The 15,207-nt window shown below is 73.3% G+C and carries 17 protein-coding genes; 9 read left to right on the forward strand and 8 right to left on the reverse strand.

Features of this window, described 5'->3' with window-relative positions:
• Positions 1 to 65 precede the first annotated feature (65 nt).
• The 4 genes from D1J60_RS36560 to D1J60_RS36575 all read left to right on the forward strand — a co-directional run bounded on the left by D1J60_RS36560 (position 66) and on the right by D1J60_RS36575 (position 3,326).
• Complete coding sequence (locus tag D1J60_RS36560; RefSeq protein WP_125824812.1) at positions 66 to 1,643, forward strand: acyl-CoA carboxylase subunit beta; 1,578 nt, start codon at positions 66 to 68, stop codon at positions 1,641 to 1,643.
• On the forward strand, positions 1,640 to 1,846 hold the full coding sequence (locus D1J60_RS36565) for an acyl-CoA carboxylase epsilon subunit (RefSeq protein WP_125600002.1): 207 nt from the start codon (positions 1,640 to 1,642) through the stop codon (positions 1,844 to 1,846). Before D1J60_RS36560 ends, D1J60_RS36565 begins: the two co-directional genes overlap by 4 nt.
• A gap of 117 nt (positions 1,847 to 1,963) precedes the next feature.
• Positions 1,964 to 2,188: a DUF5988 family protein gene (locus tag D1J60_RS36570; protein WP_125599999.1), complete on the forward strand. Its 225-nt coding sequence runs from the start codon at positions 1,964 to 1,966 to the stop codon at positions 2,186 to 2,188.
• 127 nt (positions 2,189 to 2,315) lie between these two features.
• Positions 2,316 to 3,326, forward strand: a complete 1,011-nt coding sequence (locus D1J60_RS36575; RefSeq protein ID WP_125824813.1) for a glutathione S-transferase C-terminal domain-containing protein — start codon at positions 2,316 to 2,318, stop codon at positions 3,324 to 3,326.
• Between the two features lie 69 nt (positions 3,327 to 3,395).
• Here the strand turns inward: D1J60_RS36575 and D1J60_RS36580 are convergent, their stop codons facing one another.
• Positions 3,396 to 3,602 carry a hypothetical protein gene (locus D1J60_RS36580; protein ID WP_125824814.1) on the reverse strand — a complete coding sequence of 69 codons (207 nt, stop codon included), beginning with the start codon at positions 3,600 to 3,602 and terminating at the stop codon, positions 3,396 to 3,398.
• 689 nt (positions 3,603 to 4,291) lie between these two features.
• Between D1J60_RS36580 and D1J60_RS36590 the strand changes: the two genes are divergently transcribed.
• The 3 genes from D1J60_RS36590 to D1J60_RS36600 are packed head-to-tail and all read left to right on the forward strand — an operon-like array spanning position 4,292 to position 6,106.
• Positions 4,292 to 5,227, forward strand: a complete 936-nt coding sequence (locus D1J60_RS36590) for a Twin-arginine translocation pathway signal (RefSeq protein WP_125824816.1) — start codon at positions 4,292 to 4,294, stop codon at positions 5,225 to 5,227.
• Positions 5,228 to 5,229: 2 nt separating this feature from the next.
• Positions 5,230 to 5,529 carry a 4a-hydroxytetrahydrobiopterin dehydratase gene (locus D1J60_RS36595; protein ID WP_125824817.1) on the forward strand — a complete coding sequence of 100 codons (300 nt, stop codon included), beginning with the start codon at positions 5,230 to 5,232 and terminating at the stop codon, positions 5,527 to 5,529.
• 46 nt (positions 5,530 to 5,575) lie between these two features.
• The gene (locus tag D1J60_RS36600) at positions 5,576 to 6,106 is read left to right on the forward strand and encodes a GNAT family N-acetyltransferase (protein WP_125824818.1); all 531 of its coding nucleotides are present in this window, start codon (positions 5,576 to 5,578) and stop codon (positions 6,104 to 6,106) included.
• 479 nt (positions 6,107 to 6,585) lie between these two features.
• Here the strand turns inward: D1J60_RS36600 and D1J60_RS36605 are convergent, their stop codons facing one another.
• The 4 genes from D1J60_RS36605 to D1J60_RS36620 all read right to left on the reverse strand — a co-directional run bounded on the left by D1J60_RS36605 (position 6,586) and on the right by D1J60_RS36620 (position 10,680).
• On the reverse strand, positions 6,586 to 7,665 hold the full coding sequence (locus D1J60_RS36605) for a saccharopine dehydrogenase (protein WP_241253726.1): 1,080 nt from the start codon (positions 7,663 to 7,665) through the stop codon (positions 6,586 to 6,588).
• 578 nt (positions 7,666 to 8,243) lie between these two features.
• On the reverse strand, positions 8,244 to 8,567 hold the full coding sequence (gene cutA / locus D1J60_RS36610) for a divalent-cation tolerance protein CutA (protein ID WP_125824819.1): 324 nt from the start codon (positions 8,565 to 8,567) through the stop codon (positions 8,244 to 8,246).
• 52 nt (positions 8,568 to 8,619) lie between these two features.
• Complete coding sequence (locus D1J60_RS36615) at positions 8,620 to 9,285, reverse strand: DUF4097 family beta strand repeat-containing protein (RefSeq protein ID WP_125594927.1); 666 nt, start codon at positions 9,283 to 9,285, stop codon at positions 8,620 to 8,622.
• A gap of 195 nt (positions 9,286 to 9,480) precedes the next feature.
• Complete coding sequence (locus D1J60_RS36620) at positions 9,481 to 10,680, reverse strand: erythromycin esterase family protein (RefSeq protein WP_125824820.1); 1,200 nt, start codon at positions 10,678 to 10,680, stop codon at positions 9,481 to 9,483.
• A 58-nt stretch (positions 10,681 to 10,738) separates the two neighbouring features.
• Here D1J60_RS36620 and D1J60_RS36625 point away from each other — a divergent pair, with 58 nt between their 5' ends.
• The gene (locus tag D1J60_RS36625) at positions 10,739 to 11,452 is read left to right on the forward strand and encodes a MerR family DNA-binding transcriptional regulator (RefSeq protein ID WP_125824821.1); all 714 of its coding nucleotides are present in this window, start codon (positions 10,739 to 10,741) and stop codon (positions 11,450 to 11,452) included.
• A 13-nt stretch (positions 11,453 to 11,465) separates the two neighbouring features.
• Here the strand turns inward: D1J60_RS36625 and D1J60_RS36630 are convergent, their stop codons facing one another.
• Entirely contained in the window at positions 11,466 to 12,293 is an 828-nt protein-coding gene (locus D1J60_RS36630) for an alpha/beta hydrolase (RefSeq protein WP_125824822.1), read from the reverse strand.
• A 119-nt stretch (positions 12,294 to 12,412) separates the two neighbouring features.
• Here D1J60_RS36630 and D1J60_RS36635 point away from each other — a divergent pair, with 119 nt between their 5' ends.
• The gene (locus D1J60_RS36635; RefSeq protein ID WP_125594931.1) at positions 12,413 to 12,898 is read left to right on the forward strand and encodes a MarR family transcriptional regulator; all 486 of its coding nucleotides are present in this window, start codon (positions 12,413 to 12,415) and stop codon (positions 12,896 to 12,898) included.
• A 107-nt stretch (positions 12,899 to 13,005) separates the two neighbouring features.
• Here the strand turns inward: D1J60_RS36635 and D1J60_RS36640 are convergent, their stop codons facing one another.
• Together D1J60_RS36640 and D1J60_RS36645 are read right to left on the reverse strand one after the other, a co-directional pair.
• Positions 13,006 to 13,791, reverse strand: a complete 786-nt coding sequence (locus tag D1J60_RS36640; RefSeq protein ID WP_125824823.1) for an alpha/beta fold hydrolase — start codon at positions 13,789 to 13,791, stop codon at positions 13,006 to 13,008.
• Complete coding sequence (locus D1J60_RS36645; protein ID WP_125824824.1) at positions 13,788 to 15,161, reverse strand: AMP-binding protein; 1,374 nt, start codon at positions 15,159 to 15,161, stop codon at positions 13,788 to 13,790. The genes D1J60_RS36640 and D1J60_RS36645 overlap by 4 nt, the downstream gene beginning before the upstream one ends.
• Positions 15,162 to 15,207: the final 46 nt, after the last annotated feature.

A 15,207-nucleotide genomic window follows, 5' to 3' on the forward strand; every position in this document is an offset into this window, starting at 1 on the left:
CCGACGCCGGACGCTCGTCGCCGCGCACCGGCCGGACCGGCGCGTCCGCGACGAAAGGGGCCCTCATGAGCACCCAGGAGGAGATCCGGTACTCGTCCCTGAGGGAACGCACGGCGGAGCTCGCCGTCCTGCGGGAGCAGGTGGTACGGGGTCCGAGCGAGAAGGCGACCGAGGCGCAGCACTCCAAGGGGAAGCTGACCGCCCGCGAACGCCTCGAACTCCTCTTCGACGAGGGGACGTTCACCGAGATCGAAGGGCTGCGCCGGCACCGTGCCACCGGCTTCGGCCTGGAGTACAGGAAGCCGCACACCGACGGCGTGATCACGGGGTGGGGGCTGGTCCACGGCCGGACCGCCTTCGCGTACGCCCATGACTTCCGGATCTTCGGCGGCGCACTGGGCGAGGCACACGCCCAGAAGATCCACAAGCTGATGGACCTCGCCGAGACCACCGGGGCGCCCCTGGTGGGCCTGTGCGACGGCGCCGGCGCCCGCATCCAGGAGGGCGTCACCGCGCTCGCCGGCTACGGCGGCATCTTCACCCGCAACGTGCGCAGCTCCGGGGTGATCCCGCAGGTCTCCGTGGTCATGGGCCCGTGCGCGGGCGGGGCGGCGTACTCCCCGGCGCTGACGGACTTCGTCTTCATGGTCCGCGGGACCTCGCAGATGTTCATCACGGGACCCGACGTGGTCCAGGCGGTCACCGGCGAGGCCGTCACCAGCGAGACCCTGGGCGGGGCCGACAGCCACGCGGGGACCTCCGGCGTCGCGCACTTCGCGTACGACGACGAGGAGAGCGCGCTGGAGGACGTGCGCTACCTGCTGTCGCTGCTGCCCGCCAACAACCGCGAGCTGCCGCCCGCCGGGGACACGGACGACCCGCCCGGCCGGCGCTGTGAGCGCCTGGCCGACCTGGTGCCGGCGCGCCCCCACCAGTCGTACGACATCCGCGAGGTGATCGAGGAGGTCGTCGACCACGGGGAGCACTTCGAGGTCCACGCCGGGTGGGCGCGCAACGTCGTCTGCACCCTGGCCCGGCTCGGCGGGCAGACCGTCGGCATCGTCGCCAACCAGCCCTCCTGCATGGCGGGCGTCCTCGACATCCAGGCGAGCGAGAAGGCCGCGCGGTTCGTGCAGTTCTGCGACGCCTTCAGCATCCCGCTGGTGACCCTGGTCGACGTACCGGGCTTCCTGCCGGGCGTGGGCCAGGAGCACGGCGGGGTGATCCGGCACGGGGCCAAGCTGCTGTACGCGTACTGCAACGCCACCGTGCCGCGGATCTCGCTGATCCTGCGCAAGGCCTACGGCGGCGCGTACATCGTCATGGACTCCCGCTCCATCGGCGCGGACATCGCGCTGGCCTGGCCGTCCAACGAGATCGCCGTGATGGGCGCCGAGGGCGCCGCGAACGTCATCTTCCGCCGCGAGATCGCGGCCTCCGACGATCCCGACGCGGTGCGCCAGATGAAGATCAAGGAATACCAAGCCGAGCTCATGCACCCCTACTACGCCGCGGAACGAGGCCTTGTGGACGACGTCATCGACCCCGCCGAGACCAGGTCCCGGCTCATCGACGCGCTGGGGATGCTGCGCGGCAAGCACGCGCCGCGCCCCAGCCGCAAGCACGGGAACCTCCCCCTGTGAGCCCCGCCGAGGCCCAGCTCCAGCAGGCGGCCTTCCACGTGGTCGGCGGGTCCCCGACGCTGGAGGAGGTCGCCGCCATCGCCATGCTGCTCACCGCCCGGATGATGGGCGCCGAGATCGCCCCGCCCGAGCCGCGACCGTTCCGCGCGCAGTGGCCCGCGGCCGACGGGGACTTCCGCTCCCCGGGCTCATGGGCGTCATAAGACGTACGGTTCCTCCGCTTTCGGACCGGTTTTAGACCGGCTTTAGCGGTACACCCGATCCTGTGCGACAGGCAGTGAGGCTGCTGCCTCCGCACCCGGCCGAAGGAGACGACGACCATGACAGTGCAGAGCCCGAACGTCATACTCAGCGGCGGACCCTCTTCCAGCGCCGAAGAGCTGGCCCGCATCCGCTACGTGGAGGACACCACCGCGAAGGTGAAGGTCCTCAACGGCAACCGGTACGAACACTTCGAGCCCACCGGGGGCACCGTGGTGGATCCGGAGCTCGAACTCGAACTCCTCGTCTACACCTACAGCGGCCACACCTACATCGCCGAGTAGGCGCGGGGTTCCCCCCGCCCTGGTCCGGGACCGGGGCGGGGGCCGGAGCCGGGCGGTCCGGACGAGGGGCGGTCGAGCGCGGGTGGAGCGGCTGCTGGGGGCCGTGGTTCCTGGGTAGGCCCGGGGGATGAGCAACGTACGCCCCGACAAGGGATACACGCGGGACAGCCGCTACATCACCACCCGGATCACCGCCGACGGACGCGACGGCTTCCCGGTGGAGCCGGGCCGCTACCGCCTCGTGGTGAGCCGCGCCTGCCCCTGGGCGCACCGCGCGACGATCGTCCGCCGGCTCCTCGGGCTGGAGAAGGCCCTGCCGCTGGCCGTCGCCGGGCCGACGCACGACAAGCGCAGCTGGACCTTCGACCTGGACCCGGACGGCCGCGACCCGGTGCTCGGGATAGAGCGCCTCCAGGAGGCCTACTTCGCCCGTTTCCCCGACTACGACCGGGGCATCACCGTGCCCGCGATCGTGGAGGTGCCGAGCGGCGAGGTGGTCACCAACGACTACGCGCAGATGACCCTGGACCTGTCGCTGGAGTGGACGGCGTACCACCGCGACGGGGCCCCGGAGCTGTACCCGGCGGCGCTGCGGGCGGAGATCGACGCGGTCAACGAGGAGATCTACACGGACGTGAACAACGGCGTCTACCGCGCCGGGTTCGCCAAGTCCCAGGAGGCGTACGAGGAGGCGTACGAGGCGCTCTTCGACCGTCTCGACCGGTTCTCGGAGCGCCTGGCGGGCTCCCGCTACCTGGTCGGGGACACGATCACCGAGGCGGACATCCGGCTGTTCACCTCGCTGGTGCGCTTCGACGCCGTCTACCACGGCCACTTCAAGTGCAACCGGCAGCGGCTCTCCGACATGCCGGTGCTGTGGGCGTACGCCCGGGACCTGTTCCAGACGCCCGGCTTCGGGGACACGGTCGACTTCGACCACATCAAGCAGCACTTCTACGTCGTGCACAGCCACATCAACCCGTCCGGGATCGTGCCGGCCGGCCCCGACCCGTCGGGCTGGCTCGAACCGCACGGCCGCGAGGCGCTGGGCGGGCGCCCCTTCGGGGACGGCACCCCGCCCGGGCCGCCCCCCGCCGAGGAGGCCGTCCCGCCCCTGGCGGCGCCGTCACACGCCTGAGGCGGCGCCCCCGGCCGGACCCCGCACGGAGGCGCCGCCCCCTCCACGGGTCCGGCCCGGCGCCGGCCCTCACACCGGCTCCACGTTCCCGACGGCGGTGGTGAACTCCCGTCCGGAGGCGCCCCGGATGTACGCGAGCTCCGCCCAGCGCTCGACGCCGCTGTCGGACACGTTCTCGTTGATGACGGCCATCAGCTCGCCCTCCACCCCGGAAGCAATGTCACGCACGCGCTTGCGCAGCAGCCGGTGCGGCACGTACTCGTACTGCTCACTCATCCGGCGCCTCCCCGAAGGTGCTCAGGAAACGCTCCCATCCAGCTAGCGCACGGTCCAAGAGCTCGGGGCTGGGCCGCGACACCGGCGCGAGCCCGAGGCCCGTCTCATCGCTGGTGTCGAGACACAGCACCCCGCGAGGGTCGTGCCGGTCAACCCGTCCCGGGGGCTCCGGGCTCAGGATCCGGGCGATACGGTTCACAAGTCGACCTGCTTCCTTCAGGTTGGCCGTGCCCCGGGGCCGTTCGCGCGGTCGCCGGGGTCTTGTGGGCGGCTGCCCTACGTCAAGGAAAGCGTTCTGATCGGCCTCCTGGAGGGGCCTGCCTACGGGCCACTCGGGGGGCCAGAATGGGGGCCAGAACGGGAGGCGCCATGGCGGCGGAGAGCATCGGTCAGCTACTCAAGCGGCTTCGTGACGAGCATGGTTGGACACAGCAACAGGTGGCCGACGAGTATTGCCGGGTATCCGGAACCGTCACGAAGGACGCACGCGAGGTCGGACGCTGGGAGCGTGACAAGCGCCTCCCGACTCCAGAGACGCGCCGTCATCTCGCGACGGTGTTCGGTGTGCCGCCGACGACGCTGGACCGGGCCGCGGCAGCGGCCCGACGGGCCCGGCGTCAGGAGCCTTCCCCGGGAGTCCCGCCGGTCCTGGCGGAGGTTGCCGGAATGGACCGACCTTCGTCGGCACCTTGACAGCTGCTGCGCTCACCACCACAACGCCCGCCCCGCGGCATGTCGACCCGGCGCTGATCCCGTACTTCGAGCAACAACTCGACGGGCATTATCGTGCGGACATGCTGCTCGGCCCCCGCGCCCTCATCGGTACGATTAGCGCCCAGTGCGACCTCATCGGCCAACTGGTCAACGCGGCTGAAGGGCCCACGCGGCAACGAATGGCTCGGGTCGGCGTCCACTACGCGGCCTTCGCCGCGTGGCTCTACCTGGACGCGGGCGACCCGATCACAGCCTTGCGCTGTCACGATGTCGCACAGGAGCTGGCCCACCGGTCACGGGATCGGGAAGCAGTCGCGTGCGCCCTGGTGGATCGCGCCATGGCGCGCACCGATCAGGGCATGGGAACGGCCGTGGTGGACCTTTGTGAGGGGGCGCTCCTGGACGCTTCGCGCCTCTCGCCGGAAGTGCAGGTCTTCGCGCTGCAACAGCAGGCACACGGCGCATCGCTCCTCGGCGACCGCCGCCAGGTGGACGAGCTGCTCGACCAAGCCGGACGACTGCTCGATGCAGTCGACGTCGAGGCCTGGGGTACGGCCTGCCTACGGACGCCCCACTACGTCGAGGTACAGCGTGCCACCTGCTACGGACGGCTCGGCCTGGCGCAGGAGGCCGACTGGCTGTGGCAGCAGATCATCCCCGCGGCTCCGCCCACGTCACGTAGGGATGTCGGCGTGTGGATGGGCCGGCAAGCGGTTGCCACCGCCACACTGCGGGAGCCTGAGCGGGCTGTGGAGTTGGCGCGGCACACGGCCGCGATCGTGGTGGAAACCGGTTCGGAACGTGCCCGGCAGGAACTGGCCGCCGTAGGAGCGGCCATGACGCCGTGGCAAGCTGGGCCAATCGGCCAGGGCTTGGCAGAGGTGCTGGCACCCATCGGCAAGGGGGTTTGACCGTGGCTGAGGCTCTGTCGGCGGAGCAGATCGAGGAGCGCATCAAGGACCTGAACGGCTGGTCCACCGACGGTCGGAGAATCACGCGCTCGTACGCGGTCCCGCACATCCGGGGCGCGGCGTTCATCGTCCACATCGCGGCCATCCAGAACGACCTCGGACACCACTCGGACGCGACGCTCGGCTACAAGACCGTCCAGGTCTCGATCAGTTCGAGCGACATCGGCGGATACGTCGCCGAGCACGACATCGAACTGGCACGGCGCATCGAGGCAGCGGCACCAGCGCACGGCGCCGAATGAGCAGGCGGCGAGTGGGACCGGGCCGCGACACCTACAGGGGGATCGCATGACGGCCCGACTGCGCCGCTTCACCGAACTGGAGGAGGCCCGCGACCCGCTCCTCACGGCGTACGCCGACGTCCGCGCGCCCCTCCTGCACCTCCCGAACTACGCCGTCCCGACCGTCGCCGAACGCCTGGACCGCTACGGCCGGACCTCCGGCTTCACGGCCGTCCTCGCCTTCGACGCCGAGGACCGACCGGTCGGCTACGCGTACGGCAACACCGTCGAGGCCGGCGACCTCTGGTGGACACGGATCGGCGACCTGACCGGGGCGTACACCCGCTCCCCCACCCTGGCGGTCCGGGAGATCGGCGTCACGACCCCCCACCGGGGAACGGGCCTGGCCCGCCGCATCCATGACGCCCTGCTGGCCGACCGCGCGGAACGGTACGCATCGCTCATGGTCAACCCGGCCGCCGGCGAGGGAAAGGTCCTCCGGCTCTACGAGTCCTGGGGCTACGAGCCGATCGCCCCCGTCCGCCCCTCCCCCGACTCCCCCGTGCTCACGGCGATGGTCCGGCCCGTGAACGAGTGAGGCGCGCCACCGCGATGCACCTGAAGCAGACCGACCCAAGACGGCCGCCGGTCGCCGAGACCAGAGAAGCGCGTAGCGATCCGATGCGCCTGTCCGCTCCCTGAGCTGCTCTGTCCGTCCCCTGGTGCGGGCATCAGCCCCCGACGGTCGCCGGACGCCAAGCCGGGAAGGAAGCGCGTAGCGATCCGTCGCGCTTGGGTGGCTCCCAGAAGGCCCTGACCAACCTCTCGTGCGGGTGGCCGACCCCCGGCCCCTCGCCTCATCCCTGAGAGACCCGCCCCTCCGGCTTCTGCCCCGTGACCGTTCCTTCGGGGGTTTCCCGGCCCCTCCCTGAGACCGCCCCAGGGGATCTCGCTCCCACCACCCGGCCCGCACCCGGGGAGGCGGGTGGGCAGGCGCCGACCGGGGGCCGGGGTCGAGGGGGAGATAGCGGGCCCGCACCGCAAGCCCCGTACCCCACCCCCACATCAGCCCCCCGATCACCGGTCGAGCGGGGCCTCCTGCGCCCGTACGGCCGCCTCGAAGGTGTGCAGGGCGCGGGCCCACACGCCGTCCCACTCGGCCAGCCGCAGCAGGTGCGGGGTGAGTTCGGCGGAGAAGGCGGTGGCGGCCTCCACGGGGAGGAGGGAGGGGAGGTTGTCGATGGCGATGAGGTCGAGGGGGCGTTCGCCCTCGCGGAGGGGGCGGACGGGCTCGGTCCAGGTGGTGGTCTCGTCGTAGACCGGCAGGACGTTGCAGTCGGAGGTGACGTCGCAGGTGACGTCGCTGACCAGGGAGAGCCGGCGCTCGGGGTCGTCGAGGTCGGCCTTGGTCAGGAACGGCGGCACGGGGGTGGTGGTCAGGACGGTGTTGACGAGCAGGTCGTGGGCGAGGAGGGCCGGGCGGTCGATGTCGCGGGTCTCGGCGAGGTCCCAGCGGGTGGGCTCCAGCCCGGCCTGGACGAGGGCGTCGCAGGCGCCGCGGCCGCAGCGGCCGAGGGCGCCGATGACGAGGGCGGTGGTGGTGCCGGCTCCGGGGGCGCCGGGGGCTCCCGCTGCGAGGAGGGCGTCCAGGGCGGGGCGGTCGGTGGGAAGCAGGGGGGCGGTGAGGGCGCCGCGGTGGTGCAGGACGGCGAGGGCGGCGCCGACGTAGCCGGCCCAGTAGCCGAACGCGGCGACGCGCCGGCCGGCTTCGTCGGTGAGGTACTCCATGTCGAGCAGGGCTCCGCCGCCGGCGGTGAAGCGGCCGAGCAGCTCGCGGGCGCCGGCCTGGCCCTTGTAGGCGTGGCCGAAGTAGATGTGCCGGTGGCGCAGGGCGGGGGCGTCGGGGCCGGCGGGGAGTTCCTTCAGGCCGAGGACGTACGCGTCGTCGGGGGCCTGCTCGTGCCAGGAGGCGGTCGGGGCGGTGGCGCAGCCGGCGGCGGTGTAGGCGGCGAGCGGGAAGGCGCGGCGGTCCGACTCCTCGACGGTGACGCGGACGCCCGCCGCGACGAGGCGGCCGGCGTCCTCGGGGGTGAGGGGGGCGCGGCGCTCGGTGGGGCGGGCCTCGTGACGCATCCAGAGGTGAAGGCTGTCCGACATGATCAGGTTCGTCCTGTCCGCCTGGGTGAAGGCATAGGGTGACCGACCCCCGGCCTGATCGCGGCTGCGGGGGCCGCGTCCGCTTCCGTCGGGACGGCCCGCGCGCTGGAGGAGCGGGATCCATGCGTTCGCCGGCGGCGGTGGACTGGGGTCGCGGTGGTACCCCAGCCTGCCGCGCGCGGTTCGGCGACGACGGCGCCCGGCGAGGGCCGTGGCGAGCTCCGCACCCGCGCAGCGGTGGGCCGCCGCGCCAAACATGAAGACGGCCGAATTCACCCGTTCGAGGGACAGTGCATGCGGGTCCGGGTTGACGGCGGGGTCGCGGCTGACGGCGGCGAGGAGGACGAGCCCCTGCTGCCCGGGCTCCACGGGGGAGCCGGCGTACGTGAAGGGACGGCGGCGCACACCGCACCACCGCGGGCGGCCCGGGAATCCGTACGGCGGCAGATCTCGGCGGGATCGCGACGCGCGGACGCGGTTTCCGCGCAGGATCTCGGGGACCGAAACGGGCTCAGGCTCGGGCGCGGGTACCCGCTCGGCCGCGACGAGGCCGGCGACCTGCGTCCTTTGAGGGCCCGTCAGCCCAGGCTCTCGCGTTCGACCCAGTCGAGGTAGGCGGCCGAGCCGTCGATGACGGGGAGGGCGATCCACTCCGGGACCTCGTAGGGGTGGGACCGCGCGACCCATGCGGCGAGGGCCGGCAGCCGGTCCCGGCCGGTCTTGTACGAGACCCGCCACTCGGTGGCCGTCTCGACGGCCCCCTTCCACCGGTAGACGGCGGTGAGGGGGGCGTCGACGTGCGCACAGGCCGCCAGCCCCTCCTCCACCGCCCCGCGCGCCAGGCGCTGGGCGCGCTCCGCGTCGTCGACGGTGGTCTGGGCGATCACGATGCCGGTCGTCACGGCTCTCCTCCTCCTGCTCCGGTCCGGCCGACCCTACTGGCCGGGCCCGCGTTCAGGCGGTGAGGGCGGTGATGTTGCCGTAGGAGGTGGTGGCGTGGATGTTCAGCACGGCACCCTCGCCGCCGTTGCGCAGGGCGTTGCTGATGCGGCCGTAGGAGGTACCGGCGTCGAGCGAGGCCGAGGTCCCGCGGGCGGCGCCGACGCTGATGTCGCCGTGCTCGGTCCGCAGGGTCACCGTGCCGCCGGTGGCCTCACCGATCGTCAGGTCGCCCTTCTGCGTGCGGATGTCGGCCGAGCCGTCCAGCCGCCCGACCGCGACGTCACCGGCGGCCAGGACCAGGCGCAGACCGGCGGCCTCGTCCAGCTTGACCGTGCCGTGGGCGCTCTCCAGCGACACCTCCCCCAGCCGGCCCACACCCCGGAACTCGGCCGAAGCGGCCGTCGCCTCGACACTGGAGCCGGCCGGCAGCTGCACCGTCACCTCGACCGCGCCCGAAGCCCCGAACACCTGGTTCTTCTTCGGCGCGCTGATCCGCAGGACACCGCCCTGGAACTCGACGGCCGTCTCCTGCGCGGCCTTCACGTCACGGCTCTTGGACGCGTTGGCCGGCAGGACCTCGACCGTGGTGTCCGCGCGGTCGGCGGCGATGAAGCGGATGGTGCCGGCCGGAACGTCCAGGACGGTGGCGATGGCGGCGGCGGTGGCGAACTTCTGCATGGTTTCTCTTCCTTCGGGTGTGTGTCACTCGGTGTTTCCGGCGACCTGAACGCTACGTCGCGTTCACACCGGGAGCAACAGACTCGTTGCGAAGGATCACTATAAATGCAGGTCACAGCCCTGTAATCGTTGCAACATCCCTGAATTCAACGCAACGAACACCATCCCGTCGTTGCAACAGTCGAAGGCTGAACGCTACGCGGGAGCCATGTCCCTCACGAACACGAGCCCGTCGCCGTCCGCCAGCCGCTCCGGGTCGAGCGGGGCGTAGCCGAACCAGGGCGATACGCGGGGCGCTGGCCTGGCGCCGTCGAGCACCTGAGCCAGCCGCCGGGTGTCGACGAGACACCGGCCCGCCGGGAGGGCGTACAGGAGCCCCTCCACGGTGTCCGGCGCCGGCACCTCCACTCCCTGGTGCCGGATCGTGCCGAGGGCCGTGGCCACGAAGGCGTACTCCGCACCGAGCCGGGCGTCCACCAGCGCGCCGGCACCCCACCACTCCAGCCGCTGCCCGCCCATCCGCATCGAACTCTCCTCCCGCTGGAGGTGCGTGTTGTGGGCGTGGACGAACACCGGCCCCCGTTCGGCGAGGGCGAGCAGGTTGCGGGCCATCATCTGGTCCCGTACCCCGACCAGCCGGGCGAGCCGGGCGGGCGAACGGTCGGCCATCCAGTGGTGGTAGCGCAGCAGGCCCGTCGCCGTCCGCGCGTGGAGGCGGGCCCGCTCCCACTCCTGCGGCGGGCCCGCCGCGATGAGCCGGGGCGCCTGCTCCTCGACCAGGGCCGCCAAGTCGTCGGCGATCAGCCTCAGCCGGCCCGCCTCGGCCGACTGCCCCACGGACCGGGCCGGGTTCCTCATGGCGGCGGGTTCGGTCCACTGCGCGTCGGTGCCGAGCAGCCGGTCGAGGGTCTCCCGCGTGCAGGGCAGCAGGCCGGTGTCCACCCGCGCGGCGAGGTGTCCGTGCAGCGCGGTGAGGGCCTGTCGGGGGCTCGCGGCGCCGGTGATCTCCAGCGGTCCGTCGAAGCCCGCGAAGCGGACCTGTTCGGCGGCCGGCCTGCCCTCGTTGTGGGCGCGCATCCAGCGCACCAGCTCGCGGTTGGCGGCGCAGGCGCCCCAGCCGTGGCTGATGCCCCGCTCCACGATCTCGTCGAGGACGCCCTCGCCGGAGGTCACGTACTCGTCGACGAGCAGGCCCGTCAGGCAGTCGCTCTCGATCGCGATGGTCCGGTAGCCCTCCTCCACGAGCTGCCTGAACAGCTCGTTGCGCAGGTGCAGCAGGGTCTCCTCCCGGTGGGTCGGCTCGCCCAGGGCGAGCATCCGCGGCCTGCGGGAGAGCAGCCGCAGGAGTGCGGCGGAGTCGACGGAACGGACGGTTTCCTCGATGCGGTTCGCCATGCCTTCAACGCTATCGCTGAACCCTCGGTTGAAACTTTCGCCGCTATCCTCGGCCCCCATGGGCCAGAACCTTAAAACCGCCGGACAGCTGAGGCCGATCGACCTGGCCCGCGCGCACGGTCTGTCCACCCAGGCGGTCAGGAACTACCAGGAGGCCGGCATCCTCCCGGCCGCCGCCCGCACGGCCAGCGGCTACCGCGCCTACACCCCGCTGCACGCGGGCGCGCTGCGCGCGTTCCTGGCCCTGCTCCCGGGCCACGGCCACCGGACGGCGGCGGCGGTGATGCGGGCGGTGAACGCGGGTGCGGGCGACGAGGCCTTCCGGCTCATCGACGAGAGCCACGCGCAGCTCCTCGACGACCGCCGCACCCTCCAGGCGGTGGAGAACGCCCTGCGCGACCTCGACCCCGCCCCGCCCCCGGAGCCCGGCGGCACGTTCATCGGCCCGCTGGCGGCGAAGCTCGGGGTCCGGCCCGCGACCCTGCGCAAGTGGGAGAAGGCGGGACTGGTGCACCCGCACCGGGATCGCCGCACCGGATACCGCGTCTACGACGAGGCCGCCGTACGCGACGCCCGCCTCACCCACCAACTCCGCCGGGGCGGCTACCTGCTGGAGCAGATCGCCCCGCTGATCGCCCAGGTCCGCGCGGCCGGCGGCCTGGAGCCCCTGGAGGCCGCCCTCCACGACTGGCACACCCGCCTGGCCACCCGCGCCCGCGCCCTCCTGGCGGGCGCCGCCGAACTGGACGCCTACCTCCGCGAACGGGCCTGAGCGGACGGGCCGGCTACCTGACCGCCTCCGTCAGAACGGCGCGCAGACGCTCCGCGTAGGCCCGGGGGTGGCTGGTGTTGCCGTTGTGCCCGCCTGGGAAGACCCGTATCCCGCAACCCACCAGATCCGCCAGCGCGTGGGCGCAGGCGACGTCGAAGACGGTGGACGGTGTGGTGGCGCCGACGGCCGGGAGGATGCGGGTCGTGCTCGCGGCCACGGCGGCCGGGTCGAGCGTGTCCTGGAGGATCGCCCCGAAGTCGTGCTCGATGAAGTAGGCGAAGTTGTCGCGGCGCCGCTCGCTCATCGGCTGCGGGGTGAGGCCGGGCTCGGAGTCCTTGCCGCTGGTGTCTATGCCGAGCACCCGGGCGGCCTCGCGGACGGCCGCCGGCAGCCCCTCCTCCCGGAAGGTGTGCTGAAGTTCGACGAGCTCCGCCTCGTGCCGCTTCCGGTCGTCGGGGGCCGGCAGCAGGCGGGGGGCGACCGGCTCGTGGGCGACGAGGGCGCTGAGCTGCCCCGGGTACTCGGCGGCCACGTGCAGCCCGATGACGGCGCCGAGGCTGCACCCGAGCATCAGGGCCGGCTCGTCGGTGACGGCGGCCAGCAGCCGGTGGACGTCATCGGCGTGCTCGGCGAGCGAGGTGGTCCGGCCCGGCTGCTCCAGGCGGCTGCGGGACAGGCCCCGGCGGTCGTAGGTCAGGACGGTGAAGCTGTCGGTGAGGTGCGGGACGAGGTCCACGGTGCGGTCCGCGTCGCCCTCCCCGCTCTGCGAGATGAGCAACAGCGGCCCGGATCCCCGGAGTTGGTAGTGGAGGGTGGCACCGGGGACGGCGAGGCTGGGCATGACGGCTCTCCTTCGGCTGGCTGGACGGCCGGCGCCGGATCCTTCGCCCGCCGCCCTACGACCAAGGTATTCCATCGATCCGGATACATCAATAGAGATGGATCGATTTCGATGAATCGATGCTGATGTATTTTGGACCGGTGGATGGAATCGAACTGTTCCTGCTGGGCCGCGCCCTGATGAAGCTCGGCGAGGAGGCCCTGCCCGAACCCCCCGGCGGGTCCGGGCAGTACGCGGGCGGCACCCGCTCCGTGGTGATCGTCGCCGGGGACATCGCGGCGCACCCGGACACCACCGTCGGCGAGACGGCGCAGCGCACGGGGCTGCCGCAGAGCCAGGTCTCCGGAGCCGTGGCCCGGCTGCGCGAGGCCGGCTCGGTCGAGACGGCCCCCGACCCCGCGGACCGCCGCCGGACCCTGGTGCGCCAGTCCCCCACGGCCTCCGCGCGCGTGGCCGCCGTACGGGCCGCCGGCAGCTCCAAGGTCGAGGAGGCGCTCGCCCGGGCACTGGGCGAGTCCGGCGCCGAGCGGCTGCCCGAGGTGACCCGGGCCCTGGAGGTGCTGGCCCGGCACCTGGCGGTGCGCGGCGACGGGACACCGGCCTGACCGGCCGAACGGCCCGACGGCCTGAGGGCCCGACGAAGCGGAACGGACCGGGCCCGACGGCCGCAGCCCCACCGCCGACGAGCCCCGCGCCCCCCGCCGGGACGGCGTCAGGCCGCCGTGAACCCCGCCAGGTCCTCCGCCACCGCCCGCACCACGGCCGCGTGCTGCTCGGTCAGGTAGAAGTGCCCGCCCGGGAAGCCGCGGAAGCCGAACCCGGCCCCGGCCACGTCCCGCCAGCCCCTCGCCTCCGCCAGGCTCGCCCGCGGATCGGCGTCCCCGCACAGCACGCTGACGGGGGTCCGCAACGGCGGCCCCGGCTCGTGCCGCCAGGTCTCGACCGCCCGGTAGTCGCTGCGCAGCGCCGGCAGGATCAGCTCCCGGAACGCCGGGTCGGCCAGCAGCGCGGGATCGGTCCCGGAGAGGGAGTGCACGTGGGCGAGCAGGGCGTCGTCGTCCCGCGCGTGCAGGTGCCCCTCCTCCCGCTCCTCCTCCCGCCCGGCCAGCGGCGACCGCCGCCCGGAGACGATCAGGCCGCGCGGCGTCTCGCCGGCCGCCTCCATCCGCCGCGCCAGCTCGTACGCCAGCACCGCGCCCATGCTGTGCCCGAACAGGACGAGGGGCCGCCCGCCCCAGGGCTCCAGCGCCCGCTCCACCCCGTCGGCCAGCCCGGCGATGGTGTCCGGGCTCGGCTCCCCCAGCCGCTCCTGGCGGCCGGGGTACTGGACGGTGAGCACCTCGGCGTGCGCGGCGAGGTCGCGGGAGAACGGGAAGTAGAAGGAGGCGCTGCCGCCCGCGTGCGGGAGGACGACCAGGACCGGCACGGGCCTCCCCGGCGGCACCGCCGGCGGGTGGAAGCGGCGGATCCAGGGGCTCTCCGCGCCTGCGCCGCTCACCGCCCCTCCCCGGACCCGCCCTGCTCGCCGCCGCCACCACCGCCACCCAGCAGAAGCTTCTTCTGCGGCTTCCCCATGGCGTTGCGCGGGATCGCGGGAACGAAGCGGACCTCGCGGGGCCGCTTGTGCACCGAGAGGTGCGCGGCGACGAAGTCGGTCAGTTCGGGGCCGGTGACCCCGTCGGCGACGACGAAGGCGACGATCCGCTGCCCGAGGTCCGCGTCCGGCACCCCGACGACGGCTGCCTCGGCCACCCCGGGATGGTCCAGCAGGGCGTTCTCGATCTCGCCCGCGCCGATGCGGTAGCCGCCGGACTTGATCATGTCGATGGAGGCCCGGCCGACGATGCGGTGCACCCCGTCCTGCGGGTCGACGGCGGCGATGTCGCCCGTACGGAACCACCCGTCCTCGGTGTACGCGGCCGCGGTCGCCTCGGGGCGTCCCAGGTAACCGGAGAACAGCGTGGGGCCGGTGAGCTGGAGTTCGCCGATATCGGCGCCCGGCTCGGCGGCGATCCGGGTCCGGATGCCGGGGAGCGGGGTACCGACGGTGCCGGGGCGGACCTCGCCGCCCGCGCGGCCGCTGACGGTGATCAGGGTCTCGGTCATCCCGTAGCGCTCGACGGGGCGGTGGCCGGTGAGGCGCTCCAGGTCCCGGAAGACGGGCGCGGGCAGGGCGGCGCTACCGGAGACGAGCAGGCGGGCCCCGGACAGCGCGGCCGCGTGCTGCGGTTCGGCGGCGATGCGGGACCACACGGTCGGCACCCCGAAGTACAGGCTGCCCCCGGCGGCGGCGTACGCCTGCGGGGTCGGGCGGCCGGTGTGCACGAGGCGGCTCCCGGTGCGCAGCGCGCCGAGCACGCCGAGGACCAGGCCGTGCACGTGGAACAGCGGGAGCCCGTGCACCAGGGTGTCCTCGGCGCTCCACTGCCAGGCTCCGGCGAGGGCGTCGAGGTCGGCGGCGATGGCGCCGGCGGTCAGGACCACGCCCTTGGGCGGGCCGGTGGTGCCGGAGGTGTACAGCACCAGGGCGGGGTCCCCGGGGCCGGCCGCCCGGGCGGGCGCCGCGGCCCGGCGGGCGAAGTCGACCGGCACCTCGACGGCACCGGAGTCGCGCAGGACGTGCTCGCGCTCGGCGGGCCCGGCGTCGGGGGGCAGCGGCACGAAGGGGACCCCGGCGAGGAGTCCGCCGACGGCCGCCGCGACGGTCTCCAGGGAGGCGGTCGCCGTCACGGCGAAGGCGGGGGCTCCGGCGACGTCGGCCGCCACCGCCCCGGCCGCGCCGAGCAGTTCCTCGTACGAGGCGGTACGGCCGGCGACGCGCACGGCGTCCGCGCGGTCGCCGTACGTCCCGTCAAGCGCGGTCAGCACGCGGCAACTCCCTGTCGGTGGCGGACCTACAGGCTACGCCGCCGCC

Source organism: Streptomyces sp. W1SF4 (assembly GCF_003950035.1).
Classification (GTDB): domain Bacteria; phylum Actinomycetota; class Actinomycetes; order Streptomycetales; family Streptomycetaceae; genus Streptomyces; species Streptomyces racemochromogenes.